26 protein-coding genes and 2 riboswitches are annotated in these 25828 nt (G+C 44.3%); of the genes, 23 read left to right on the top strand and 3 right to left on the bottom strand.

The window, feature by feature from the left end; genetic code table 11:
- Positions 1-52 precede the first annotated feature (52 nt).
- From E4K68_RS06015 to E4K68_RS05920, 20 genes are all read left to right on the top strand, one after another.
- Positions 53-223, top strand: coding sequence for an aspartyl-phosphate phosphatase Spo0E family protein (locus E4K68_RS06015; RefSeq protein ID WP_135378047.1), 171 nt, complete (start codon positions 53-55; stop codon positions 221-223).
- Between the two features lie 82 nt (positions 224-305).
- A complete protein-coding gene (locus tag E4K68_RS06010; protein WP_135378046.1) occupies positions 306-1166 on the top strand; it encodes a 3'-5' exonuclease in 861 nt (286 codons plus the stop codon).
- A 172-nt stretch (positions 1167-1338) separates the two neighbouring features.
- Positions 1339-1517, top strand: a riboswitch (cobalamin riboswitch).
- A 142-nt stretch (positions 1518-1659) separates the two neighbouring features.
- The gene (thiC, locus tag E4K68_RS06005; protein WP_243450275.1) at positions 1660-2952 is read left to right on the top strand and encodes a phosphomethylpyrimidine synthase ThiC; all 1293 of its coding nucleotides are present in this window, start codon (positions 1660-1662) and stop codon (positions 2950-2952) included.
- Positions 2953-3069: 117 nt separating this feature from the next.
- The gene (bzaB, locus tag E4K68_RS06000) at positions 3070-4368 is read left to right on the top strand and encodes a B12 lower ligand biosynthesis ThiC-like protein BzaB (RefSeq protein WP_135378045.1); all 1299 of its coding nucleotides are present in this window, start codon (positions 3070-3072) and stop codon (positions 4366-4368) included.
- Between the two features lie 148 nt (positions 4369-4516).
- Positions 4517-5017 carry a 5-(carboxyamino)imidazole ribonucleotide mutase gene (purE, locus tag E4K68_RS05995; protein ID WP_135378044.1) on the top strand — a complete coding sequence of 167 codons (501 nt, stop codon included), beginning with the start codon at positions 4517-4519 and terminating at the stop codon, positions 5015-5017.
- A 38-nt stretch (positions 5018-5055) separates the two neighbouring features.
- Complete coding sequence (locus E4K68_RS05990) at positions 5056-5217, top strand: hypothetical protein (RefSeq protein WP_243450274.1); 162 nt, start codon at positions 5056-5058, stop codon at positions 5215-5217.
- Positions 5218-5297: 80 nt separating this feature from the next.
- On the top strand, positions 5298-6863 hold the full coding sequence (locus tag E4K68_RS05985) for a DUF2284 domain-containing protein (RefSeq protein WP_135378043.1): 1566 nt from the start codon (positions 5298-5300) through the stop codon (positions 6861-6863).
- 6 nt (positions 6864-6869) lie between these two features.
- Positions 6870-8204, top strand: coding sequence for a B12 lower ligand biosynthesis radical SAM protein BzaD (bzaD, locus tag E4K68_RS05980; protein ID WP_135378042.1), 1335 nt, complete (start codon positions 6870-6872; stop codon positions 8202-8204).
- Positions 8201-9697, top strand: a complete 1497-nt coding sequence (locus E4K68_RS05975; RefSeq protein WP_135378041.1) for a radical SAM protein — start codon at positions 8201-8203, stop codon at positions 9695-9697. The genes bzaD and E4K68_RS05975 overlap by 4 nt, the downstream gene beginning before the upstream one ends.
- A 418-nt stretch (positions 9698-10115) precedes the next feature.
- Entirely contained in the window at positions 10116-10628 is a 513-nt protein-coding gene (citX, locus tag E4K68_RS05970; protein ID WP_135378040.1) for a citrate lyase holo-[acyl-carrier protein] synthase, read from the top strand.
- A gap of 65 nt (positions 10629-10693) precedes the next feature.
- Positions 10694-11533 (top strand): triphosphoribosyl-dephospho-CoA synthase CitG, encoded by an 840-nt coding sequence (citG, locus tag E4K68_RS05965; RefSeq protein WP_243450273.1) that lies wholly within the window; start codon positions 10694-10696, stop codon positions 11531-11533.
- A gap of 103 nt (positions 11534-11636) precedes the next feature.
- Positions 11637-11738, top strand: a riboswitch (purine riboswitch).
- A gap of 157 nt (positions 11739-11895) precedes the next feature.
- On the top strand, positions 11896-12396 hold the full coding sequence (gene purE, locus E4K68_RS05960; protein ID WP_135378038.1) for a 5-(carboxyamino)imidazole ribonucleotide mutase: 501 nt from the start codon (positions 11896-11898) through the stop codon (positions 12394-12396).
- A gap of 95 nt (positions 12397-12491) precedes the next feature.
- Entirely contained in the window at positions 12492-13787 is a 1296-nt protein-coding gene (gene purB / locus E4K68_RS05955) for an adenylosuccinate lyase (RefSeq protein ID WP_135378037.1), read from the top strand.
- Positions 13788-13866: 79 nt separating this feature from the next.
- On the top strand, positions 13867-14586 hold the full coding sequence (purC, locus tag E4K68_RS05950; RefSeq protein ID WP_135378036.1) for a phosphoribosylaminoimidazolesuccinocarboxamide synthase: 720 nt from the start codon (positions 13867-13869) through the stop codon (positions 14584-14586).
- Between the two features lie 60 nt (positions 14587-14646).
- The gene (purF, locus tag E4K68_RS05945) at positions 14647-16074 is read left to right on the top strand and encodes an amidophosphoribosyltransferase (RefSeq protein WP_135378035.1); all 1428 of its coding nucleotides are present in this window, start codon (positions 14647-14649) and stop codon (positions 16072-16074) included.
- Positions 16075-16119: 45 nt separating this feature from the next.
- Positions 16120-17133 carry a phosphoribosylformylglycinamidine cyclo-ligase gene (gene purM / locus E4K68_RS05940; protein WP_135378034.1) on the top strand — a complete coding sequence of 338 codons (1014 nt, stop codon included), beginning with the start codon at positions 16120-16122 and terminating at the stop codon, positions 17131-17133.
- Entirely contained in the window at positions 17130-17729 is a 600-nt protein-coding gene (gene purN, locus E4K68_RS05935; protein WP_135378033.1) for a phosphoribosylglycinamide formyltransferase, read from the top strand. The genes purM and purN overlap by 4 nt, the downstream gene beginning before the upstream one ends.
- Before the next feature lie 14 nt (positions 17730-17743).
- The gene (gene purH / locus E4K68_RS05930) at positions 17744-19288 is read left to right on the top strand and encodes a bifunctional phosphoribosylaminoimidazolecarboxamide formyltransferase/IMP cyclohydrolase (RefSeq protein ID WP_135378032.1); all 1545 of its coding nucleotides are present in this window, start codon (positions 17744-17746) and stop codon (positions 19286-19288) included.
- 20 nt (positions 19289-19308) lie between these two features.
- Positions 19309-20574 carry a phosphoribosylamine--glycine ligase gene (gene purD / locus E4K68_RS05925; protein ID WP_135378031.1) on the top strand — a complete coding sequence of 422 codons (1266 nt, stop codon included), beginning with the start codon at positions 19309-19311 and terminating at the stop codon, positions 20572-20574.
- Positions 20575-20656: 82 nt separating this feature from the next.
- A complete protein-coding gene (locus tag E4K68_RS05920) occupies positions 20657-21211 on the top strand; it encodes a manganese catalase family protein (protein ID WP_135378030.1) in 555 nt (184 codons plus the stop codon).
- Between the two features lie 59 nt (positions 21212-21270).
- Here the strand turns inward: E4K68_RS05920 and E4K68_RS05915 are convergent, their stop codons facing one another.
- Complete coding sequence (locus tag E4K68_RS05915) at positions 21271-21582, bottom strand: CC/Se motif family (seleno)protein (protein WP_135378029.1); 312 nt, start codon at positions 21580-21582, stop codon at positions 21271-21273.
- A 343-nt stretch (positions 21583-21925) separates the two neighbouring features.
- Here E4K68_RS05915 and E4K68_RS05910 point away from each other — a divergent pair, with 343 nt between their 5' ends.
- The 3 genes from E4K68_RS05910 (at position 21926) to E4K68_RS05900 (ending at position 24519) form a co-directional block, all read left to right on the top strand.
- Positions 21926-22987, top strand: coding sequence for a PocR ligand-binding domain-containing protein (locus E4K68_RS05910; RefSeq protein WP_135378028.1), 1062 nt, complete (start codon positions 21926-21928; stop codon positions 22985-22987).
- 31 nt (positions 22988-23018) lie between these two features.
- The gene (locus tag E4K68_RS05905) at positions 23019-23474 is read left to right on the top strand and encodes a chemotaxis protein CheW (RefSeq protein ID WP_135378027.1); all 456 of its coding nucleotides are present in this window, start codon (positions 23019-23021) and stop codon (positions 23472-23474) included.
- 115 nt (positions 23475-23589) lie between these two features.
- Positions 23590-24519 (top strand): HD domain-containing protein, encoded by a 930-nt coding sequence (locus E4K68_RS05900; RefSeq protein WP_135378026.1) that lies wholly within the window; start codon positions 23590-23592, stop codon positions 24517-24519.
- 128 nt (positions 24520-24647) lie between these two features.
- Here the strand turns inward: E4K68_RS05900 and E4K68_RS05895 are convergent, their stop codons facing one another.
- Positions 24648-25352, bottom strand: a complete 705-nt coding sequence (locus E4K68_RS05895; protein ID WP_135378025.1) for a hypothetical protein — start codon at positions 25350-25352, stop codon at positions 24648-24650.
- 124 nt (positions 25353-25476) lie between these two features.
- Positions 25477-25665 (bottom strand): hypothetical protein, encoded by a 189-nt coding sequence (locus E4K68_RS21370; RefSeq protein WP_348982836.1) that lies wholly within the window; start codon positions 25663-25665, stop codon positions 25477-25479.
- Positions 25666-25828: the final 163 nt, after the last annotated feature.

The raw sequence follows: 25828 nt of genomic DNA, 5'->3' as shown, positions 1-25828 counted from the left end.
CCAAAAAAGCAATAAGATTCTCCTTGAGAATGACATTTCGGGAGGAATCTATGTGGAAAAGAAACTTTTGAAAAGAATAGAGGAATTGCGGAAGAAACTCAATAAATTCGGGTCAACTCATGACCTTGTTGACAGTGAAGTTGTGAAAGTGAGCCAGCAGTTAGATCATTTACTCAACCAATACCAAAGGATTTCTTCTTATCAGCAGCTAAGCTTTTGGTAAACTCGAAGGGCGAAACGATAAAATTCTTTGTGCGTTTATTCGAAGGAGGGATTATAATAGGAGAATAACATGGGAGGGCAATATGAATTATATTGTATTTGATCTAGAATTTAATATGTTTTTTCCATTTAGAGAAGGCGAATCGGCTAACCCTGATCTAAAAAATGAAATTATTCAAATCGGTGCAGTCAAATTAAATGAAAAATTAGAGACCATTGCTGAGTTTGATTTGCTGATTAAGCCGGTAATTTATAAGAGAATTAACCCCTTTGTAAAAAGAAAAACAAATATTAACACGAGTCAGGTTGCTCGCGGAACACTTTTCCCAAAAGCGATTGAGAGTTTCAATACTTGGATTGGAAATGAAGCGGTATTATGCTCTTGGGGGCATGATGATATTCTGGCGTTAAGAGATAATTGTCTTTTTTTTGGTTTCAACTCTATTTCTTTTGACAAATTTATTAATATTCAACAAATTTATATGAATTATGAGAGTCTAACTCAACAACCAAGTCTAGAAGGCGCGGTAGAAGGCCTTGAAATTGAAATAAGTTCTCCCTTTCACGATGCCTTGAGCGATGCATCTTATACTGCGAAGATCTTCAAGAAGGTTTATGATTCTTCTTCTAATCCAATCATAAATTGGGAAAGAATTCAGAAAGAAAATGAAGAGAAGTTAGAAGATCTGAAAACTTTACTAGATAAAGCTGATATAAGGTGTCCAGGCTGTGGCAGATTCGTGCCGAAAGATACGGAAGTCACTAAATTGAAAAAGTATTTTGCGTTTGGTTATTGTGCTGAATGTAAGATTCATATAAGACATGTTTCAAGAATTACACATAAAGATGGTGAGTATAGTATTTTTTCGAAAAATGCTATTTATAAAACAGATGAATTAGGATCAGACGAAAAGATAACACCAGAATTGCCGAATATCGAATAAGAAGGATAGCGTAAATTTGAGGCTACCCTTCTTATTTTTCGGCATTTGTTTCTGCCAAGGAAAAAGAGAAAGTCTTAGTTTGTGGAAGTGGATAAATAATTTCGGTAACAGTATCGGTCTGAATTTTAAGAAAACTCTTGTCAAACACAAGTTTATTGGTTATACTACGCTTAGAAAACTTAAAATTACAGGTGCCTCACTTAAGAGGAGAATAGGGAAGTCGGTGTAAGTCCGGCGCGGTCCCGCCACTGTAAACGGGGAGTAAGAAGTATAGCCACGGGGTAGTTCCTGGAAGGTGCTTCAGACATTGATCCGTAAGCCAGGAGACCTGCCTGTAGTTTGCCCAAGCCTACCTTGTCGAAGAACCAAGAGTAGTGTGGATGAGATTATGGAAAAGTCTCTAGTCACTGTGTGATTAGAGACTTTTTTTATTTTTTTACCACTGCCGAATGTTTTTGTCAAGGTAATGACTCTAAACAGAGAAGGGAGAGTTATGGTGTTGACATTAATGGAAATGGCCCAAAAGGGTCAGGAAATCCCGTTGTTTACCTTGGTAGCTCAAAATGAACAGATGAATGTCCAGCTCCTGATGGAAAGAGTTGCTACCGGACGGATTGTTATTCCCTATAACACTCATCACAAGCCACAAAAACCCCAAGGGTTCGGGTTGGGCCTAAGTACCAAGGTTAGTGCCAGTATTGGCCTAGCCGCAGACGAGGATAGTCTTGCTGATGAACTTTTTAAAGTGGATGAGGCAATCAGGGCAGGAACAAATGCTGTCATGGATCTGAGTACGGCCGGCAATATGGACGAGGCAAGGCGGACAATTATAAAAAGAGTACCGTTGCCCTTGGGTACACTACCCGTTTACCAGGCTTTTGCTGAAGCTGTAAATACCAGGGGTTCAGCCTTAGCGCTTGAGCCAGAAGACTTTTTCAAGGTTATGGAACGCCAAGCTGCCGATGGCGTGGATTTTATGGCTCTCCATAGCGCCCTTCACTACGGACTCTTTAAAACGGCGAAGGAAGATCAGCGAGTCCTTAATCTGGTGAGCCGAGGCGGGTCCTTATTGATGGGCTGGATGCTCTATCATAATAAGGAAAACTTTTTGTATACTATGTTCGACCGCATCCTGGAAATTGCCAAAAAGTACGAAGTTACCTTAAGTTTAGCAGATGCCATGCGACCGGGTGCAGGTGCAGATTCATTATGTCGTTCGCAGGCTGAAGAACTCGTCGTTTTAGGCGAGTTGGTAAAGCGTAGCAGACAAGCAGGGGTTCAAATCATGATTAAGGGACCCGGTCATACTCCACCAAATCAAATTGCTACAACTGTTAAATTAGAAAAACAAGTATGTCAAGGTGCTCCGTATTTTGTCTTTGGTCCGGTATCGACAGATGTAGCCCCAGGATATGACGAAATTACAGCTGCTATTGGAGGAGCCATGGCAGGTGCTGCTGGTGCAGATATTCTTTGCTACGTCACACCTGCTGAACACATAGCTTATCCCAACGCGCAGGATGTTTACCGGGGAGTAGTAGCTTCGCGTATTGCTGCTCATGTAGCTGATCTTGCAAAAGGGTACCCAGGAGCAGAAAAATGGGACCTTCAAATGAGTCAAGCACGACGGGAGCAGAATGTAGAGGCCCAAAAAACGTTAGCCTTAGATCAAGAAAGGCTAACGGATTTCCACTCGAGCGAGAAATCTTTCTGCAAAAAATGTGAAAAGGGTTGCGCCATGGCTGTGGCTGGCGAGTTCTTTCAAGAACTGCCGTGGGAGTGCTGACAGAAGGCCGAGGCCAAAGGTCAGATAACTGATATGATAAGTTCAGCTAAGTTAAGCGTAACCAGTAGTACCATTGTAAAAAAAGAAAAAATTTTAATTTAGAATGGAGAGATTAAAATGACACAACTTATCAAAGCAAGACAAGGAATTATTACGCCTGAGGTAGAAAGATTAGCAAAAGTAGAAGGGCTTACAGCGGAAGCGTTATGCGAGAAGGTAGCGCAAGGCCGGGTCGTGATCATAAAGAACAAACAACACAAGAACTGTAACGCGATTGCGGTAGGGGAAGGACTTCGTACCAAAGTAAATGCCAATATTGGGACGTCACCGGACTGTGTGGACTTTTCAGATGAGCTCCATAAAATAAAGGTTGCCGTTGCGGCTGGCGCGGATACGATTATGGAATTAAGTATTGGCGGAGATGTTGATGCTTTCCACCATCAGGTGATCGAAAACTTCACTCTACCTGTCGGCTCTGTTCCAAGCTACCAAGGTGGAATGGAAAGTATTGACAAACACGGAAGTGTTGTAGGTATGACGGCTGAGGATATGTTCGAAATGATTGAACGTCAGGCAAAGCGTGGCATCGATTTTATGGCAATTCATGCTGCTTTAAACATGTCTATTATTGAAAGATTAAAAAATCAAGGACGAATTACTGATATCGTGAGTCGTGGAGGGGCCTTTATAACAGGCTGGATGTTCCACCACGAGCAAGAGAATCCTCTCTATGCTCAATTTGATCGAGTTCTTGAAATTTGTAAGAAATACGATGTAACGCTTAGTGTTGGAGATGCTATCCGACCTGGTTGTATCGAAGATTCACTAGACCGCGCCCAAGTCCAAGGATTGATTGTGGCTGGAGAATTGGTGCAACGAGCCCTGGAAGCTGGAGTACAAGTTATGGTAGAGGGACCAGGTCACGTTCCATTGGACCAAATCCCAGCAACGATCTTGCTCCAAAAACAACTTTGCCACCACGTGCCGTACTATATTCTTGGCAATTTAGTCACGGATATTGCGCCGGGCTATGACCATATTACAGCAGCCATCGGAGCAACAACTGCTGCTATATCAGGTGCAAACTTCATTTGCTATGTTACACCTGCCGAACATCTACGCTTACCAACCGCTGAAGATGTACACGCAGGGGTAATTGCTACGCGCATTGCCACTCATGCAGCAGATATAGTTAATGGTGTTAAGGGTGCACGGGAATGGGACTTAGCCATGGCCCATGCTCGTAAAGCATTAGATTGGGAAAAGCAAATTGAACTGTCCATTGATCCTCCAACAGCTCGGCGGATCCGTGGAGAGCGTAACGAAGAGGGTGCTGAAGCCTGTTCTATGTGTGGTGGTTTCTGTGCTATGAAATTAGTTGGGGAACACCTTGGAAAAACGGGTGGAATCTGCTAACTCAAAGCAACCTTTAAACTAAAATAATAACGCGCTAGCTAGGTCAGGATGTACTGAGATCTTCCAGGCTGAGCTGGTGCTTTTCGATGACATTAAGGACATGGATTATTAGCGGAAAGAGGGCATCATAAACAAGGGGGCGAGGCAAGTGAACCAGATTGGGGTCATTATGGGAAGTGATTCAGATTATAAAGTCATGGAAGAAGCCCTAGAAGTTCTTCGTCAATTTGAAGTTCCTTTTGAAGTTATTATTTCTTCCGCCCAAAGGGCATTGAAACGAACTGTCGATTGGGTGAAAGGTTTTGAAGCTCAAGGTGGAAAACTTATTATCGCGGCAGCAGGTTTAGCTGCTCATTTGCCAGGGGTTGTAGCGGGTGCAACGATTTTGCCTGTCATAGGTGTTCCGATGAACAGTGGTGCTATGGAAGGAATCGACGCTCTTTACTCCATCGTACAAATGCCCCCGGGAATTCCAGTTGCGACCGTAGGCATAGGTGCTGCGCGGAATGCAGCGTTACTTGCGGTACAGATTCTGACGTGTCAAGATAGTGCTTTAAGTATTAAGGTTAAAGACTATCGAGTTCAGATGCTGAAGGATATCGAGGCGAAGGATGAAGCGTTACAGAAGCGCATAAGTGAAGGTAATTGAGGGATTAAGCACTGAACTGAGAGGAGAGGGGGGCGAACGTGTTCGAATTTGGAGAGGACAAACCGAAAGAGGAATGCAGTGTCTTTGGGATTTATGCCCCTACTCAGGAGGTTGCCCGTTTAACTTACTACGGGCTTTACGCTCTGCAGCACCGAGGACAGGAAAGTGCTGGAATCGGAACGTATCCTATTCAGGTATAGAACTAATTTTGGGTTCAAACGATTTCAAAACGTTGCATCATTGAACCCAATTGGAAATCCTGCGGGGAGGGAATTCGGAGATGGGATTAACACCCATTTTTCAATATAATCCACAGTATGCAGGCCCTCAGTACCTTGAAGACTTGTCAACAGGATACTGGTTTTCTGAGGTGCTGTTTACGGCTGTAGAACTGAACGTTTTTACTCAGCTTGAACCTGAAGGCATGACGACTGCTGAAATGGCCGGAGCACTGGATATGCCTCCTTCTGGTTTGGGGCGTTTTCTTCAGGCTCTTTGTGCTATAGGCCTAGTGGTTTGTGATGGCGGTAAACGTTATTATAATACAAAACTTGCCAGCGACTATCTAGTGGCAGGCAAGAGTGATTACCAAGGAGATTCGATCCTCTGGCGCAAAGGTCTTAGGCTAGGGTGGCAGGACCTTACCGAGTGTCTTAAGGCAGGCGGCAGAGTGAATTTTCCAGTCGAAGAAGAGGGCCCAGAGCAGTTTGCCCAGCGGATCCGAAAGTATATCAACGCTATGGATAATATAGCCAAAACTAAGGTGGAAGAGATTCTGCCCTTCTTCGAGGGGCTTGAGCTGAAGGGAGAAATGCTTGATATAGGGACAGGCTCTGGGGCGATTGCCGGCGGTTTTCTGGGGAGTTTTCCTTCACTATCGGCAACTTTAGTGGACATTCAAGAAGTCCTCAGCTATACACAGGAGTTGATGGACAAGAAGGGGTTTGGAAAACGGGTTTACTACATACCAAGCAATATTTTGGAACCTTGGTCCATAGCTAAGGAAGGGTTTGACCTTGTCATTCTCTCAAATATTATCCATGCCTATTCAGAAGAAGAGATTTCTCTAATCTTGGACCGAGCTGCAAATTGTCTCAAGCCAGGAGGAATCCTGGTAATCCATGATTTCTTTCCAGAGCACTGCTCTGCCAAGGCTGCTCTGCTTGATCTAAATATGTTTATCAATACTTACAATGGCAGGATTTTTTCTGGAACATGGGTTCGAGAACAATTAGCTATGTCAAAACTGTACACGACCGAGCTCATCCCTTTAGCTACCGACACTGCTCTAATCTTCGCAGTGAAGGACGAAAAGAAACTGGCAAGTCTTCGCCTCGATGCCGGAACACGCCTGATTGCTAAGATCAAGGCCATGGGATTTGGACAAGTTCTTCCAATTGCCACGGAAACTATCCATGTCGCTGACTGGACGGATCTCCGCTGTCAGTATGGATGTGATCGGTACGGACAAGGCCATTGCCCACCAAATAGTCCTTCTCCCCAAAAAACCAGGGACGCTCTGCAAGATTTTTCACACGCGCTGCTTCTGGAGGGGGAGCCCCCGGGCAAAATGTTCCAGACCCAGGTTTTGAATGCCGAAAGAGAAGCCTTTTTAGCGGGCTTTCATAAAGCGTTCGCTTATTGGGCAGGTCCATGCGTTCTTTGTGCTACCTGCGTTGCTAACACTACTGACGGGACATGTCGCAATACACGGGATGCCAGGCCTTCAATGGAGGGAGCAGGTATCGATGTCTATGAAACTGTCCGCCGGGCGGGACTAAACCTTCGAATTTTGCGCGACAAGGGCGAATTTGTCAGATATTTTGCCCTGTTGCTATTGGAGTGAATTATCGTGCGTGTTCTAATGATCCAAACCCCTTCCGTAGAAGACATTTCTCAGGAAAGAGTCTATCCTATCGGGATTGTCCTCCTGGCCAGCCACCTTCATGGCTATGGTCATGAGGTAAGTATTTTGGACATGAATCTGGAAAGAGACCCTTACGGAGCGCTGAAGAATAAACTTTTGTCATTCCAACCTGAGGCCATTGGTTTATCCTTACGTAATATTGATCCTCTGGGTAATAAAACCAGCTCGCTTATTTCTCCATTTATTGTCACGGTTCGAATGATCGCCGCTGTTCTGCCCCAAGCTTGGTTGATTGTGGGTGGCACCGGCTTTTCCCTTTTTCCAGAACGGCTGATGCTAGATTTGCCGGAACTTGATTATGGGATTGTAGGAGAAGCAGAAGTAACCTTCCCGGCTCTTCTCCGCTCTATAGACAATCCGCCCCCAATGCCCGGACTCTGCCGACGAAAGGGCTTGAAGGTTCGAATTTCACCCCCTGCAACTAATTTTGACATGGCGGATTATGTCACTGCTAATAGGCTATTACTGAACCCTGCGCTTTATAAATGGCTCAACAACTACGTTCCCACGATCGGAATTGAAGCCAAACGGGGCTGTGCGCTCAAATGTGCTTATTGTGTCTATCCTCAACTTCAAGGGAAGCGATTGCGCTGCCGCCCGACCGCGGCCGTTGTAGATGAGATGGAAATCTTGCACAAAGACTATGGTATTGAGAGTTTTCATTTTACCGATCCTGTACTCAACGTTCCTCGTGGTCACCTTGAGGGAATCTGTGAAGAGATACTGCGCAGAAAGCTTAAGATTCGATGGGACGGTTTCATGCGGGAAGACCAGCTTAATAAAAAGAATGTCGCTTTGTTTGAACGGGCCGGGTGTGAATGTTTTTCATTCTCCCCCGACGGTCTGTGCCAGGAATCACTGGATATCTTAGGCAAAAATCTTAGTGAAACACAGATTTTAAAAGCAGCAAGTCTTGTGGCACAAACGGACGTGGTTAGTGTCTATCATTTTATGGTCAATGTGCCTGGGGAAACGGAAAAGACCTGCGAAAAAGGTATTCAGTTTGTCGAACAGCTTTATGAATTGCACAGCAAGAAAAAGAATCTTGGAACTATCATTTTGAATAATATTCGCATTCTACCAGGCACAGCGATCGAAGGGATGGCCAGGGCGCAAGGGGTCATCGACGCAGAGACGGATCTGCTCTATCCCACCTACTACAACCCGGAACCGTTTAATACCTTCAGATACAAGTTGGAAACACTTCAGCAGTGCAGAAATGTATTGATGTGGCAGGAAGTGAGGAAGGAGGTAAAATGAAGATACTATTATTAGAGCACCCACGAAACGTCTGCCCGGAACGATGTAATGACATCGCCAATACTCCCCTTTCCTCTTGTCTTCATTCCGGCTATATTGCAGGTATGCTCATAAGTGAAGAGCATGAGGTCGAAATCATTGAAGGATTCTTGGATGGGCTCGACTACCAGGAAATTGAGCGCAGGGTAAAGGCTATGCAACCGGACCTGATAGGGGTTCATATGGTTTACCATTGGCAGATAGACAAGGTTTTGTATGATTTTCTCCACAAGGTTAAAGTTGAGCAACTATCCTCTTATATCACGGCTTATGGATATTATCCGACAACTGACTTCGAAGACATCTTAAAGCAGTGTCAGGATATTGATTCTGTGATCCTAGGCGAACCGGAACTGACCTTTGCCAAGGTGGTAGAAGCAATCTCTGGACAGGATAGTCTTGAGAAATTTCCCGGTCTTGCTCAGAGGGACGTCTTGGGCACGATTGTTTCCCAGCGGCGAGAACTGGTGGGTGACCTTAACGCTCTCCCTTTTCCCGTACGAACGGAAGCCCTCTTCCGCCTGCCAGAAGTAAACTTGCAGGGGAGTAGGGGCTGCTATGGGGGGTGTACTTTCTGCTACATCAACCCTTTTTATGGACAGGGATCTCAGTGGCGTGGGCGAGCTCCGGAAAATATTATTGCGGAAATCGATGATTTAATTGCGAAACATAAAATAGAGAATTTCTATTTTACCGATCCTAACTTTTTCGGTCCGGGTGAAAAAGGCCAGCAACGAGTCTTGCGCTTGGCCACCCTCCTTAAATCCAGAAACATTCGGTTTGGCATCGAGGCTCGTGTTAACGATATCCATGATGAAACAGTAAGTGCATTGGTAGAAGCAGGCCTGCGCCATATTCTCATAGGACTGGAGAGCGGTAGCGACCGTTCACTGAAGCGGATAAATAAGATGACGACGGTTGCCCAGAACGAGAGGGCTATCAGAATTCTCCGCAAATACGGGATCGAACCAAATATTGGGTTCATCATGTTTGAGCCTGATTCATCCTTGGAGGATATCCGGGTCAACTTTGAATTTCTGAAGCGAAATGACTTAATGAAGAATCTTGCGATTACTGCTAACATGCTCTACCACCACCTGATTGTTTTAAAAGGAACTAAGGCTCACCGAGATCTACAGCGTGCCGGGCGTCTGGAGGTTCAAGCATCAACTTATGAAAGTCTTCTGTGTCTTACTGATCCTAAAGTAGCAATCTTAGCTATGATCATGAGGAGAATTACTAACTTCCTCTTCGACTGCATGGCCGGGATTTGGGGTGAGAAGGTTATGGAACCTGAGAATGCCCAGGAACGATATGCAAAGATAAATGGCTCATTGGTCAACCTATTTGAGAATACTTTAAAGACATTGGAGACCGGGGGAAAGTTTACGGATGAACAGGTAGAGACACTAGTTAAGACAGGAGAAAAAGAGATAAGTGAGATTTTGTCATAATTAGTGCAATTTGATTAAAGAATCCAATAAACGAATTCTGGAAATCATTGAAGGTCAAACTTATAAAAAGATTAACAGCTTCATGGAATTGAATCATATAGACCAAAATCTCTGATTTTGATACCCCGAAGGTAAAAGAACGAACCAGTAAAGGCTCGTTCTTTTTCTTCAGTGAAGTGTATTTGTTTTCAGAAGATACGACTATTCCGGTTCTTTTAGTTTCTTCCATAGAGTTGTGCGGCTCATTTGGGTACTCCCTCCTTCACTCTGCTTTTTGCTTGAAATATCAACAATGGTTATAATATAAACGACATTGCGTTCATAATTATAAACGATTTTTTGTGATGCAATTGAAAGGCGGGAATGGTTAGCACATTATTGCTGGTATTTAATAAAAGAAGGGCCGTAGGAGGAGGATATGGTAACAAAGGAACAGATTTTACTAAGCCGTGAAAAACGTGCACTTTGCCAACAGGAATGGCTGGAGAAGTACCACGCTCCTTTGGTATCCTTCACTTTAAATATTCCAGGACAGGTAAAACAGACCACATTGTATAATAGAGTACATGAGGAGGGTCTTGCTGCTCTTTTAGAGGCTATAACGGTTATCGATTACGAAAAAAGAGCCTTGCCAACAGGCAGTGAGGCAATTATTGCTGTGCGCATGGATGCTTTTATGCTAAAAAAATATACTGTTGCTCTTGAAGAACACCATCCATTAGGAAGGCTGTTTGATATGGATGTTTTGGATGCTGATGGCTACATTGTTTCCCGAAAACAGCTGCAACTACCAAGCCGCCGGTGCTTGCTGTGTAATGAGGATGCAAGAATCTGTGGACGTTCGCAAGCCCATTCTATAAAAGCTTTGGTGAGTCAAATCGAGGATAAAGCAAATGAGTATTTTAATGCGCAGATTAGGACAGTTCTATAAGATATTGCATTACATGGAAAAGAGGTATCCGCATCAATAACTCTAGGTATGAATATATTGCAAATTTGGCTCATAAAGCGCTACTAATTGAAGTCGTTGCTTCACCCAAGCCCGGCCTAGTCGATCGTTTTAATTGTGGTGCTCACACTGATATGGATTTATTTACTTTTATAAACAGTGCCACAGCGATTCATCCTTACCTGTTCCGATGTGCTCAGGCAGGAGGACAAAGTAAAACGCTAGATGGGTTATTTTTGAGGCTGCGGAAATACGGAGTTGAAGCTGAGAAAGCGATGCTCTTGGCAACCCATGGGGTGAATACTCACAAAGGTGCAATTTTTTCGATGGGATTGGTCACTGCAGCTGCCGGTTATGGAATGGAGCATGGCGGAACAACACCATTCCACATCTCAAAGATCTGCTCTGAACTTTGCGAAGGATTGGTAGAACAGGACTTAGTTTCAAAGCAAGAGAGCAAGTTGAATAAACAGACGTCTGGGCAACTACTTTTTGCCCAATATGGAATTACAGGAGTGCGCGGAGAAGCTCAGAAAGGTTTTCCTACGGTTATGAAGCGTTCTCTTCCAATTTTTCAGACTCTGATGGAGGAAGGTCTATCGATTAATGACTGTTGTGTACAAACTCTGCTTCATCTTATCACCCAAACTCGAGATACTAACATATTGTCAAGAACTGGGCTAAAAGGACTTTCTTTTGCGCAAGAGTATGCCAAAAAAGTTCTTGAGCAGGGTGGAATTTTAAACGGAGTGGATATTGTAGAGGCGATGGATAGAGAATTCATTGCCCGAAACATCAGCCCCGGGGGATGTGCAGATTTGCTTTCAGTAACCTGCTTTCTTTATTTACTACAGACTAATGGATATTTTGCAAATACGTATTTCTGAAATTGATAAACATTATTGGGGTTAACCGAACGTTTTAATTATTTAATATATAAACGTTCGGTTTTCTATTGACCTTCATAACACCATCTTGTAAAATAAGCTTATTGGAATTTCATAGGGAGTTCATATAACCGCGGAAATATGGTCCGCAAGTTTCTACCAGGCTGCCGTAAATGGCCTGACTATGAGCGAAAGTGTACCTAGGGCATATGATTTGTCCGAGTGGTACAGGTTTGATTGAAAAATCAAATTACACCGAAGGGATAAAAGCCCAGGCGGGTAGGTTTCACTCTGAATTAAAGGGAGGAATTTGCCCTCCTGGGTTTCTGTTTGTAAATCAAGAGAGCGAGGTGAGGATTTAAATGAGTCAGATTGGAGTTATTATGGGAAGTGATTCAGATTACAAAATCATGGAGGAGGCCGTTAAGGTTCTCCGTCAGTTTGAACTCGATTTTGAAATTAAGATTTCTTCCGCACACAGAACATTGGAAAGAACTGTGGATTGGGTGAAAAGTTTTGAAGCACAAGGTGGGAAACTTATCATTGCAGCTGCAGGGTTAGCAGCTCATTTACCTGGGGTTGTAGCGGGTGCCACGACATTACCTGTGATCGGGGTTCCACTGAGCAGCGGAGCTTTGGAAGGAATCGATGCTCTTTACTCCATCGTACAAATGCCCCCGGGAATTCCGGTTGCGACGGTAGGCATTGGTGCAGCACGCAATGCGGCGTTGCTCGCGGTACAGATCCTTGCCATCCAAGATGAATCCCTTAGTATTAAGATAAAAGCCTATCGAGCACAAATGCTAATGGATATTGAGAAAAAGGATGAAGCATTACAGAAACACTTCAGTAATGGGAATTAAACCCAAACTGTTTAGAAATTTTACAATGTAAAGAATGAATATTTGAGGATCTCGAATTATGAACTAGGAACTAATGTTAGAAAGGGGACTTGAGGTTGATTGAACGGTATACACTTCCTGAAATGGGAGGAATTTGGACGGACGAGCATCGCCTCGCTCTGTGGTTGAAGATTGAAATTGCTGCTTGCGAAGGGTGGGCCAAACTAGGAAAGATTCCGCAGGAGGCTGTTGAGGTCATTCGGGAAAAGGCTGCCTTTTCATGGGAGAGGGTACAAGACCTTGAAGAAGTGACCCAGCACGACGTGTTGGCTTTCTTGACGAATGTTGCAGAAAATGTGGGAGATGAAGCAAAGTACATTCATTTAGGTCTGACTTCTTCAGATGTACTGGACACAGCCTTGTCCCTCCAACTGGTGGAAGCATCCGATATTCTGATGGCTAAAATGGAAGGGCTGGAAGCAGTCCTGAGCCGTAGAGCGTTAGAACATAGGGAGACCCTTATGATGGGCCGAACACACGGAATTCACGCTGAACCTATTACGTTAGGACTGAAATTTGCGTTATGGTACGATGAAATAAGGCGTCAAAAGAGACGTTTAGCCTTTGCCCGTGAGGAGATACGAGTGGGCAAGATTTCTGGTGCAGTTGGGACGTTTGCTAACGTAGATCCTCAGGTTGAAGCACATGTTTGCCAAGTCCTTGACTTAGAGCCTGCCCTGATATCGACTCAAATCCTTCAACGTGATCGGCATGCTTGCTATATGACGACCCTTGCAGGAATCGCTAGTTCCCTAGATAAAATGGCCACAGAACTTCGCAACTTACAGCGAACCGATGTACATGAAGTGGAAGAAGCCTTCGGAAAGGGGCAAAAAGGATCCTCGGCAATGCCTCATAAGAAAAATCCCATTACACCAGAACGTATCTGTGGTATGGCCAGAGTGGTTCGGGCGAATGCCCAAGTTGCTTTGGAAAATGTGGCCTTATGGCACGAACGGGACATTTCTCATTCTTCAGCTGAACGTATGATCTTGCCAGATAGCACCATCGCTTTAGACTACATGCTTCATAAGATGACACAGCTTCTGGACAGGCTGCAGGTCTTTCCTGAGCAGATGCAAGCGAATATTGATAAAGGGTTCGGACTGATTTTTTCTCAACGCGTAATGCTTGCTCTAGTCGAAAAGGGTATCAGCCGGGAAACAGCTTACGCCCAGGTTCAACGTAATGCCATGGAAGCCTGGAATACCAAAGAACAATTTCAAAGCCTAATCAGTAAAGATTCTAGTATTCGAGAATACTTAGATGAAAAAGAGATTAGCAACCTGTTTGATTATGCGTATCACACTAAGCATGTAGAAGATATTTTTCAACGTTTGGGCCTTGTTTAGGTAAACGGAAATAAAATTGTACGTTCACAAAGCAATAATAATAAATCAAAGTATCGTCAATATTGAAAGGGGTAAGAACATGGAAAAGTTAGCATTACGGTATGAGGGAAAAGCAAAAAAAGTATATGATACAGATCAAAGCGAGTATTTTTGGGTAGCTTATAAGGATGATGCTACCGCTTTTAACGGAGAGAAAAAGGGACAAATCGCTGATAAGGGAGAGGTTAATAACCTGTTATCAGCACTCTTTTTTGAAGAACTAGAAAAGTCAGGTATCCCGACACATTACGTTCGCCTGATCAGCAACCGGGATATGCTCGTGCGCCGTTTAGAAATGATTCCTCTTGAAGTTGTTGTGCGTAATATTGTGGCGGGAAGTTTATCTAAGCGTCTTGGCGTAGAAGAGGGTTATGTACTTTCTCAACCGGTTGTGGAATTGTATTATAAAGATGATGCTTTGGGTGATCCGCTAGTGAATGAATCCCATGTTTCAGCCATGGGATGGGCTAGTGCTGTCGTTGTTCAAGAAGTCCAAGCATTAGGCTTGAAAATTAATGAACTCTTGAAGAAGATCTTAGTCAAAGCGGGAATCGATTTAATTGACTTCAAACTAGAATTCGGTATTGTCGATGGAAAAGTCTATCTCGGTGATGAAATTTCCCCAGATACTTGCCGCTATTGGGACATAGAAACTCGGGAGAAGCTGGATAAGGATCGTTTCCGGAGGGATCTCGGACGGGTCGAAGAAGCGTACCAAGAAGTTTTTCGACGGGTAAAAGAGGCCCTTGCCCATTCTTAAAGCTACGGTTTTAATCACAATTAAAGATTGTCAAGATGCTTGGGCGAAAGGGGACCAAAAATGGTTGGATTTGGAGAGGACAAACCAAAAGAAGAATGTGGTGTCTTTGGGATTTATGCTCCTAATCAGGAGGTAGCCCGTTTAACTTACTACGGACTTTATGCTCTACAACATAGAGGGCAGGAAAGTGCTGGAATCGCGGTTTCGGACGGACATAGTATTTCCTTGCATAAAGGAATGGGTTTGGTGTCAGAGGTGTTTTCTGACCAAGATGTAAAAGGCTTGAAGGGAAAAATGGCAATTGGGCATGTTCGTTACTCAACCACGGGGTCAAGTCTCCTCGCGAATGCCCAACCCTTGGTTGTTCACTATCAAAAAGGCATGATGGCCTTAGCACATAATGGGAATTTGACGAACGCCTTGGAAATAAGGGAAGAACTGGGCAAAAATGGGGCAGTTTTTCAGACGACCATTGATAGCGAAGTGATCATTAATCTAGTCGCTCGGTATCGCCGAGATTCCCTGGAAGATGCGCTGGTTAAGACTATGATGGATCTAAGGGGTGCGTATGCCTTGGTTATCTTGGCTGAGGATAAGTTGTTTGGAATCCGAGATCCCCATGGGTTCCGTCCGTTATGTATTGGATTAATCGGTGGTCGGTATTGCCTAGCTTCAGAAAGTTGCGCTCTGGATACCATAGGTGCGGAGTTTGTGAGAGATGTCGAACCTGGCGAAATTGTCGTAATCGACGAAGAGGGATTACACACGCGCCCAGGGCTTGCGAAAATTGAGCATGCATTTTGTGCTTTCGAATACATTTACTTTGCTCGACCGGATAGCACAATCGATCAGTTAAACGTCTCCGAGAGTAGGCGTCAGATGGGAATTGAACTGGCCAGTGAATGCCCGATTGATGCTGATCTGGTGATTGCAGTCCCGGACTCTGGGACTGCTTCAGCCCTTGGTTATGCTACGGCACTTGGGATTCCTTTTGGCGAAGGACTTATTAAAAACCGTTATGTTGGCCGAACCTTTATCCAACCAACTCAAGCAATGAGAGAAGTGGGGGTTCGACTGAAACTTAATGCCAATACGAGCGTTTTGAAAGATAAACGCGTCGTTATGATTGATGATTCGATTGTCCGTGGAACCACAAGTTCCAAGCTGGTGGAGATGGTCAAAAATGCTGGGGCTAAAGAAGTCCATTTCTTAATCAGTTCTCCTCCAGTTGCATATCCATGTTTCTATGGGATTGATACGGCTGAACGGGAAAAACTCATTGCTAATCAATTTGATGTCGAGGGAATACGGGCGTTCGTGGGAGCCGATTCATTGCACTATATCTCTGAAGAAGGCTTGCTACGGGCCTTAGGCACTAATGATGTTTGCTTAGCTTGTTTTAATGGAGCATATCCTATTCCGGTTTCGAGTTTGAATCGAGGAAAAAACAACTTTGAACCACAGCATTTTTGCGGTAAGCTAAAATGAGTCGGGCTCCCAGATAAGTTTCTGAAAAGTAAGGAGGAATAAACCTTGGGATATTCATACCGAGACGCGGGTGTCGACATTCAAGCAGGGAATGAAGTCGTGGAACGTATCAAGCCAGCGGTTGCCCGGACACATCGGCTGGGAGTTCTCGGAGGGCTTGGAGGGTTTGGTGGACTGTTTAAATTAGATCTGCAGAAGTATCCAGACCCAGTCCTTGTATCTGGCACGGATGGCGTGGGAACTAAGCTACGCCTCGCCTTTCAAATGAATCGGCATGATAGCATTGGACAAGATGCGGTGGCGATGTGTGTCAATGATATCTTGGTTCAAGGGGCAGAACCTTTGTTTTTTCTCGATTATCTTGCTGTTGGGAAAGTAGAACCAGGGCGAGTTGCCGAGGTCATCGGTGGGGTGGCGCAAGGATGTGAGATGGCTGGCTGTGCATTGATCGGGGGAGAAACTGCCGAAATGCCCGGTTTCTATGCCGAGGATGAATATGATATTGCAGGGTTTTCAGTAGGTGTTGTGAATCGAGATCAATTGATCGATGGATCGAAGATTCAAGCGGGGGATGTGCTGATTGGTTTGCCCTCCACCGGATTACATAGCAACGGGTATTCCTTGGCGAGAAAAGTATTTGAACAACATTCCTTGGAGGAAGTGTTTCCAGAGTTGGGCGAGCCGCTCGGAGAGGCCTTGCTTCGTCCGACAAAGATATATGTTAAGTCAATTTTACCGCTTCTTTTAGAGGGAGAGATTCTGGGTATGGCCCATATTACAGGGGGGGGCTTAACGGAAAATATCCCCCGGGTCTTGCCAAAGGGTCTGGGAGTTCGGATTGATATCTCAGCTTGGGAACGTCCTCCGATTTTCTCCTTGCTTCAACGCTTAGGAGATGTAGAATGGTCGGAAATGTACCGGACCTTCAATATGGGCATTGGTTTTGTCCTCATTGTTCGGCCGGAAGATGAGGGTATAATGCGCCAAAGACTCTCGGATTTGGGAGAGAGTAGCTTTGTCATAGGAAGTGTCGTTTCAGGAGAAGGGGTGACTTATTGAGGACGGCAATTCTGGCCTCGGGTAGAGGAAGCAATCTTCAAGCTTTGATTGAAGCCTGCAGAAATGGTAACCTTCCTATTGAAATTGTTGCTGTGGGCTCAGATCAATTAGAGACGGTTGCTCTTGAGAGAGCAAAGGAGGCAGGAATCTCTACTCGTGTTTTTCAAGTTAGCGATTATCCCCGTCGTCAAGCTCAAGAGGAGGACCTTCTTATTTGGATGCGGGAAAACCGGGTGGAGCTTTTACTCCTCGCGGGGTATATGAGGATCTTAGGTTCAGAGTTTATTCGGCAGGCCAATTTTCCGGTCATGAATATCCATCCTTCGTTGCTTCCGGCCTTTCCAGGTCTCCATGCCCAGCGCCAGGCACTTGAATATGGAGTCAAGGTAAGCGGATGTACGGTGCATTTAGTGGATGAAGGCTTAGATAGTGGACCGATTATCCTACAGGAAGCAGTGCCTGTAATGTCGGGGGACACTGAAGAAAGCTTAGCACAGAGGATTTTGGCGGTGGAACATCGTCTCTACCCGGAGGCCGTTCGTTTGCTGGTGCTAGGAAAGGTGAAGAGGACCGGGCGTAGCGTTCAGATTTTGTAGCAGGAGGAGTTAGCGTGAAGCGAAGAGCTATCATAAGTGTTTCGGATAAGACGGGTGTCGTTGATTTTGCCCGTGAACTAGTGGCATTAGATTTTGAATTAATTTCGACCGGGGGGACGTTCAAAGCTCTCGATGAAGCCAATATTCCTGTGAAATATGTGAGTGAGGTCACGGGATTTCCAGAAGTCTTAGATGGCCGTGTTAAGACTCTCCACCCTTTAATCCACGGAGGAATTCTGGCACGAGATAGTGTGGAGCATCGGGAACAAATGGAGCAAAACGGGATTGGTTTTATCGACTTGGTTGTGGTCAATCTCTATCCATTTCGAGAAACGATTTCCAAGCCTGGGGTGAGTTTTGAAGAGGCGATTGAAAATATCGATGTGGGCGGGCCGACGATGGTTCGCGCCGCAGCTAAAAACCATGGACGGGTTACTGTAGTGGTTAATCCCGCATCCTATGGTGATGTGGTGAAGGTGCTACGCGAGGCAGGAACCGTTTCAGCGGGCATGCGCAAGCGACTGGCTGCCGAAGCCTTCTCTCACACAGCGGAGTATGATCGTCTTATTGCAGGGTACTTAGAACGGCAGTTGGAAACGCCCGATAGTTTTCCGGAAACGATTCGTTTAACAGCTCAAAAAGTTCAGGAGTTGCGTTATGGGGAAAATCCCCAGCAAAAGGCAGCGTTTTATATTAATTCAGAAGCTGGTATGGGGACTTTAGCGAACGGGAAACAACTTCAAGGGAAAGAACTTTCGTACAATAATTGGATGGATATGGATGCGGCGTGGAAGATAGTGCGTGAGTTCGAATCGTGCGCAGCGACGATTATCAAACATAGTAACCCATGTGGAGTCGCTTTAGGTAACACCCCCCTTGAGGCTTATCAGAGTGCTTTGGCTGCCGATCCAGTCTCGGCTTTTGGCGGAATCATCGCCTTTAATCGGGTGGTCGACGGGGTGTGTGCAGAAGCTATTAAAGGGTCATTCTACGAAGTTATTATCGCGCCGGAATTTAGCCGTGAAGCTCAGGAAATTCTCAGTGAAAAAGTCAATCTCCGACTCTTTGTGGTTGGAAGGGGAGACAATGGAAATTATTACTCTGGTTGGGCCTTCAAAAGTATCAACGGAGGATATCTCGTTCAAGAGGTGGATCGAGGGACAACGTCAGTTGGAGAATGGGATGTTGTGACAGATCAAAAACCGACGGAAGAGGATCTGATTGCCCTTGATTTTGCTTGGCGAGTTGTGAAGCATGTAAAATCAAATGCTATAGTGGTAACAGATCATAAACAAACACTCGGCGTTGGGGCCGGGCAAATGAACCGAGTCGGGTCTGTTAAGATTGCTCTTGAACAAGCTGGAGATCGTGCTCGAGGGGCTTATTTGGCTTCCGATGCTTTCTTTCCGTTCCCTGATTCGATAGAAGCAGCGGCCAAGGCTGGGATTCGAGCGATTGTTCAGCCAGGGGGATCTGTGAAGGATGCAGCAGTTATTGAGGCGGCCAATCGCTTGAATATGATCATGGTCTTTACGCATCGGCGGCATTTCCAACATTAACAATAGGGGAGACGAGGGCAGTGGGTAACAGAAAACGAGTGTTAATCGTCGGCAATGGGGGGCGGGAACATGCTCTAGCTTGGAAACTGGCGCAAAGCTCGGAACTTGAACGTCTCTTTGTTGCGCCGGGGAATGCAGGAACCGAGTTATGGAATGTTCCTATACCCGCTCAGGATATCGCTGGGTTAGTGAATTTTGCACAGAAGGAGAAAATTGATTTGACCCTAGTTGGGCCGGAAGACCCCTTGAGTTTAGGAATTGTGGATGCTTTTCAAAAGGCGGGTCTGCGAATTTTCGGACCAACTCAGATTGCAGCTCGGCTGGAGGGAAGTAAATCCTTTGCTAAAGCCATTATGGAAAGCGCAAAGATCCCGACCGCGAAGTGGCAGGTCTTTGATGATCCGGATCAGGCCAAAAACTATCTTGGAACCCTTGGTGCGCCTTGCGTTTTGAAGGCGGATGGCCTAGCTGCGGGCAAGGGGGTCATTGTGGCACTGGATATGGAAACCGCACTCCAAGCTGTGGATGAGATCATGGACGGCGGATTTGGTTCAGCAGGCAAAAAATTGGTCATTGAAGAATTCCTGGAAGGTCAAGAGGTCAGCTTGCTTTGTTTCTCAGATGGAACAACGGCGGTGCCTATGGTTCCAGTTCAGGATCATAAGCGTGCCTTGGAGGGCGACCTTGGCCTTAACACAGGGGGGATGGGTACTTATAGTCCCCCTCCGATCTGGACGGCTGAGCTGGAATCAAAAGTGATGGAAGACCTTGTGTCACCAACTTTGCAGGTCATGCGAGAACGGGGGACTCCCTTTCAAGGAGTGCTTTTCTTGGGTCTGATGTTAACACAGCAGGGGCCAAAATTACTGGAATACAATGTCCGGTTTGGTGATCCTGAGACACAAGTGGTGATGAAACGACTAAAATCGGATCTTTTGCCAATTCTTTGGGCATGTACTGAGGGTCGTTTGTCTGAGGTCGAACTGGAGTGGAAAGAAGAGGTTGCAGTCTGTGTTGTGATGGCTGCCCCAGGTTATCCTTTAGCCTATGCTAAGGAAATTCCAATTCGCTTGCCTGAAGTGACGGATTCCGGTACCGTCATATTTCATGCGGGAACGGGAATCAGCGAGGGGCGACTTCGGAGCACTGGCGGCCGGGTATTGGGAATAACCGCTGACGGGAAAACCCTTCAACAGGCTCGGAAAAAAGCCTATACTCTCGTGGATCAAATCGATTTTCCTAAGGCTCATTTTCGTCGAGATATCGGAGAAAAAGGCCTCCAATAGAAAAGCCTCCCTTTGTGACCCCTTGAATCCTGCCTTCATATAATGAAGACAGGATTCTTAATTCTTGAGGGAGGGGTGAAAAATGTATAATTATCGAAAGCGATTATTTTATCCAGTCCATGTTAAAGGGCCAGATCCAGTGTTTGCCAAGGTGTTGTTTGAGCATTACGCAGGGAGAAATGGTGAATTATCATCATCACTACAGTACTTAAACCATTACGCTAATTTTACAAATCGGTATGTTCGGGAGCTACTAGGGTTAATTGCTGCAGAAGAATTAGGGCATATGGAACTAATTTCAGTTGCAATTATCAAATTAGGGGGACCGCCGCTGACCTATGCCAATTCCCAAGGTGCTCCGTGGGTTGTCAACTATATTAATCAAAGTGCTGACCCTATTGACATACTACAGGTGGATGTAGAGGCCGAAACCCGAGCCAGTCATCTGTATAGACAACATCTGGAATTGACAAGTGACCCAAACATGAAGAAGATGATTGGATTTCTCATCAGTAGGGAAGAAGTACATAAACGTTTGCTGCAACGAGCGCAGACGTTAATCCGCGAATTTGGTTCGCCGGAGGAATTTAATAGGTTGATCTACGATTATAAGATGAGCCTCCAGGTCTTAGAATAATAAAGTTCAAACTATGCTTCTAATGCGGAAAAATACTAAAGTCGGCCTAAGGGCCGACTTTAGTATTTAATAACCCAATCTGAAACTATGAGTCCTTTAGCAAACCCTAGCCCTCGAACATCTATCGTTACTTCTGGCTTTAGGATCAAATTCCGGTCATAGTACACCGTGATTCCGTCAACATTAAAAACGTGGAAATTTTCGGGTTTGTGCGGAATTCCCTTGCGTACGGTAGGAGGAATAGAGAGCGGAATGCAGCATTGTGTAACGACCATGGTTTCAATATGGAGCGCGCTTTTATTAGCCTTTTGGAGGAATTCTTTAGCTTTTTGTGTAAAGTTAAATTTAATGCTCGATATAAGGTTTTCCACGGCTAGTCATCTCCTTAATGGATGTCAATATCGTTAATTCTAACATTTTTAATTTTAGTTTCAAGTGATTACTACTACCAAGGCTAAGCTTTAAAGTTTAAGAACAATGGACTGTTAATTCTTGAATGGCTGGAATGGGGTTATGCAGCGTTCTCGAGCGGTTTTTTGAAACGTTGGAGAATTATAAGAAGTGAGTGATTTCATATTCGAAGTTCTTTCTTATCAAAAATGTCGAAATATAATGAATACAGAAGGAGAAATTCCTTTTATGTCGAATACAACCACTCAGCTTAATATTCCCTGGTTATAGAGTTTAATTCGAGTAAAATAGGAGGAATGGCTAATGAGTCAATCTCAAAAGGCAAATGGAAAAAATGTAGGTGGTAATTTGGATTTAAGTACAGTAAAGCTCAAAGATGTTATTGACATTGATTTTTTGCAGCGGTTCCAAGATGATTTTGCTAAAGGAGTTGGCTTGGCGAGTGTAACTGTTGATCCTGACGGTACCCCTATAACAAAACCAAGTAGTTACACCCGATTTTGTATGGATTATACACATTCTACAGAATGTGGTGACCAACGTTGTGCTGAATCGCACCGCAAAGGCGGAGAAGAAGCTGCCCGGACAGGCAAACCAGTAATCTACGAATGCCATGCAGGACTGATAGATTTTGCAGCACCAATTATGCTAGAAGGGCGTCAGATTGGTACTATTTTAGGAGGACAAGTATTAACGGATGTTCCTAACGATGCAAAGTATCGTAAAATTGCCAACGAAATCGGTGTTGATGAGGATGGATATGTCGATGCAGTCCAAGAAATTCGAAAATTGTCGCGGGAAAGTATTGAAGCTGCGGCTAATGTGCTGTTTATTGTTGCAAATAATATGTCTAACACCGCTTATCAACAGCAAAAGCTGAAAACAGTGAGTAATACACTTAACGATGGATTGGGACAAATATCTGCAACTATGGAACAATTGGCGGCTTCTGCTAGTGATATTAGTAACAATCAAACAAATTTAAATCATGAGATTAAAAATGTCAATGCGGTAACCGGCAAAATTGATGCGGTAATGGATTTTATTAAAGATATTGCTGATGAAACTCGATTATTAGGTTTGAATGCAGCGATTGAAGCAGCTAGAGCGGGTGAGGCTGGACTAGGATTTGGTGTTGTAGCTCAAGAAATCAGGAAACTTTCAGCTGATTCGAAAGAAACGGTAGGTAAAATTAAAGAACTAACGACAAGTATAAAGGAGTCCGTCGACAAAACGGTAACTATGGGAAATGAAACAACGTCTACAATCGAACAGCAAGCCGCCGCTATTGAACAAGTAACAGCAAGCGTGATGGAAATTGCAAGTCTTACGGAACAATTAAATGATCTTACGAATGCCCAGTAAGTAGGAATTTTATAGAAGGGAGGCGGCATTTGTGAGCATTCAATTAGTTGTATTTGAATTAGACAATAAGGAATATGGTATTGATGTTTCAGCTGTTAATGGCATTTTACGGGCAAGAAAATTTAAAGTAGAGACATTGCCGGGTACAGATAAATCGATAGAAGGTATGATAAACTTACGTGGGAACATAAGCTATATTTTCAACTTAAGGACTAAGTTTGATTTAATCGAAAAGGAAATCTCTAGCGAAAGTAAGTTTATCATGTTAAATGTTAACGAATCAGCGACTGGCTGTATTGTAGATGAGGTTACAGATATTATTAAGTTGAATGATGAACAGGTACAGTCGGTGCCTGATTTTCTCAGTGCCAGTACTAATTACATTACCGGTATCGGAAAGCTTGAAGATCGGATGATTATTATTCTAGACCCGGAAAAAATATTTGCTAAAGAGTATGCTAATCTACAGGATGCTGTTAATAATTAAGGAGACTATCAAGCGATGACTGAAACCCCACGCATATAACGCGTGGGGTTTCAGTGTCTTAGCGCAATTTGTTATAATGGTTATTATAAGAGCAGTAGATGAAAGGATGAATTTAATGCTGAAGGATTGTAAGGCTGGAGAACGGTTTGAGGGAACCCTACTGGTCAACGAGTGGAAAGAAGTCCCTTTTAGGCAAAAGCCGGGAGCATACCTCTCATTGATATGCCAAGACCGCTCAGGAACGATTCAAGGGAAAATATGGGATTATAAACCACAAGTTCTAATGTGGCTAAAAGACCAGGATGTCTTTTACGTTACAGGGGTCGCTTCCGAATACCGTGGAACTATCGATCTCACGATTGAAACTATTCGGATGATTGCCAAGGCAAGTGTGGATTTAGCCGCCCTTTTGCCGAGTTCTCTTGTCACAGCTGAAGAGTTAGAAAATCGCTTAAAGAGTATTCTGGATAAGATTACCCAGCCTGAACTGAAAGCCTTGCTAGAACAGTTTTTAGCCCACCCGGAATGGGGAACGGCCTATAGGCAAGCCCCTGCTGCCATGAAAATCCATCAAGCCTATCTTCGTGGGCTTTGGGAGCACAGTGTTAGAGTAGCTGAGATTGTGGATGGAATTGCCGGGCATTACCCGTCAATAAATCGCGATTTAGTTCTGACTGGGGCGCTTTTGCATGATATTGGAAAGATCGGGGAGTATTCTTATGACAGAGGGATTAAGGTTACAACGGAAGGGCGGCTCCTGGGACACATAATCTTAGGCATCGAGCTTTTAACTGAAGAGATCGCGAAAATCCCGGATTTTCCGCGTGAGTTACGATCCAAGTTGGTTCATATTATTACTAGTCATCATGGAAAATATGAATGGCAATCTCCTAAACGACCGAAGCTAATGGAAGCTTTGGTGCTCCACTATGCTGATGTTATGGATGCCGAGCTTTACCAGTTTGAACAAGCGAAAGTGAACCATCCGGATGATGAATGGTCCCCGTATATCCCAAGTATGGAGCGCTGCATTTATTTGAAGTAGAGGAGTCAGTGTCTTAGCATGTTCGCACACGCTGTATTGCTACTCGCTTGACGATGTTTGATAAAACGCAAAACCGTCTGCGCTCATTGACGCAATTCCGCTAACGTGCTCATTAAGCTAACGTACAATTACATTTGCATTCCATCCACTAATTCATAGTCCCAGAAGCGATTGGCGATGAGGCGGAGGCAAAAGGGATGTGTTCCCCAGATGTCAGGATTATCGAGGGAAAGCATGAGCGCATAGGCTTTACGGCAAGTAGAAATTAAGGGGTAAACCTTCGCAATATGAGCTAGAACGGATAGGATAGCTTCGCGACGTTCAGGATGGAATAGGTTTTGAATGTAGCGACGACTGTGGGGAGTCAGGCGGAGACGTTTTAAATCAGAAGCAAGGGGAGAGATTTCATCCATGGAAAAGAATACTACCTCTAATGCAGGAAGGTCAGCCAAAACTTCAGATGATTGCAGGAATCGAACGAGGTGTTCTTGAATTTCAAACGGTGGAAAGGAAAAAATTCCTGGTGTAGAAGCCAAAATTCGAATGCGCAGGAGGTTGGCTTGAATCATTTCCTCATTTTTCATATAACTTAGGGAGTGCTGTGTCATGTATTGAATCAGGGTCGCTAAAATCTCATTCCCTTGACAGGCCTGTTGTTCCCAAGTGGGTAATAGGCACAGGATGTCGTCCATGAGAGGCGGACAGGGGTGATCAAAGATTTGGCACTCGATAATCGTTCTTAGGGATTCATGAGTCGGGTTCGCCAGTAAGGTACGCCGTAGTTCGGGGTGCACTGCCACGGACGTAGATTTTCGATTATCTGTGAAATTCATCGAAGGTCCTCCTCCGTAGTTGATATAGATAAAAGCATACTGTAGCATAGTTTATGTCATCTCTAGGGTTCTATCCTTTGGAATTAGCTTTTCAAAATAAATAAACAGAAAAGTATGGCCTAAATTAAGAGCTTAGTGTATTACCTTTTAACTTAAAGAACCAAAGGTAATACTGTCGAGAAAGATAAAACGTTATAAGAAGAGTTGTCCAAGTAACATACCACGTCCAGTGAAGATATTTAAGAATATTTGTATATCTCTCACATAGGACTTCGGTAATCGTCATCGTTGAGTAGAAATTGAAGTAATACATGAATTGCTTAAAATACCCTTTCCATCCGGGTAATTGATATTAAATACAGTACAAATAGAAGGATAGATTAAAAATCAAACGAAAAGTTGGAGGAAGATTATTCTCGTGGAATCATTCCTTAACCAAATATTGTGGACAAGAAAAAAGCGCTCACTTTAAGTTA

Source organism: Desulfosporosinus sp. Sb-LF, assembly GCF_004766055.1.
Taxonomy (GTDB): domain Bacteria; phylum Bacillota; class Desulfitobacteriia; order Desulfitobacteriales; family Desulfitobacteriaceae; genus Desulfosporosinus.
The sequence above is the reverse complement of the archived record's forward strand: the minus strand, read 5'-3'. Positions and strand labels throughout refer to the sequence as shown.

Excerpts from the sequence above, each read along its gene's own strand:
- E4K68_RS06010 (WP_135378046.1), top strand. The coding sequence starts at position 306 with ATGAATTATATTGTATTTGATCTAGAATTTAATATGTTTTTTCCATTT.
- thiC (WP_243450275.1), top strand. The coding sequence starts at position 1,660 with ATGGTGTTGACATTAATGGAAATGGCCCAAAAGGGTCAGGAAATCCCG.
- bzaB (WP_135378045.1), top strand. The coding sequence starts at position 3,070 with ATGACACAACTTATCAAAGCAAGACAAGGAATTATTACGCCTGAGGTA.
- E4K68_RS05985 (WP_135378043.1), top strand. The coding sequence starts at position 5,298 with ATGGGATTAACACCCATTTTTCAATATAATCCACAGTATGCAGGCCCT.
- E4K68_RS05975 (WP_135378041.1), top strand. The coding sequence starts at position 8,201 with ATGAAGATACTATTATTAGAGCACCCACGAAACGTCTGCCCGGAACGA.
- citX (WP_135378040.1), top strand. The coding sequence starts at position 10,116 with ATGGTAACAAAGGAACAGATTTTACTAAGCCGTGAAAAACGTGCACTT.
- purE (WP_135378038.1), top strand. The coding sequence starts at position 11,896 with ATGAGTCAGATTGGAGTTATTATGGGAAGTGATTCAGATTACAAAATC.
- purC (WP_135378036.1), top strand. The coding sequence starts at position 13,867 with ATGGAAAAGTTAGCATTACGGTATGAGGGAAAAGCAAAAAAAGTATAT.
- purF (WP_135378035.1), top strand. The coding sequence starts at position 14,647 with ATGGTTGGATTTGGAGAGGACAAACCAAAAGAAGAATGTGGTGTCTTT.
- E4K68_RS05920 (WP_135378030.1), top strand. The coding sequence starts at position 20,657 with ATGTATAATTATCGAAAGCGATTATTTTATCCAGTCCATGTTAAAGGG.
- E4K68_RS05910 (WP_135378028.1), top strand. The coding sequence starts at position 21,926 with ATGAGTCAATCTCAAAAGGCAAATGGAAAAAATGTAGGTGGTAATTTG.
- E4K68_RS05900 (WP_135378026.1), top strand. The coding sequence starts at position 23,590 with ATGCTGAAGGATTGTAAGGCTGGAGAACGGTTTGAGGGAACCCTACTG.
- E4K68_RS05895 (WP_135378025.1), bottom strand. The coding sequence starts at position 25,352 with ATGAATTTCACAGATAATCGAAAATCTACGTCCGTGGCAGTGCACCCC.
- E4K68_RS21370 (WP_348982836.1), bottom strand. The coding sequence starts at position 25,665 with ATGTATTACTTCAATTTCTACTCAACGATGACGATTACCGAAGTCCTA.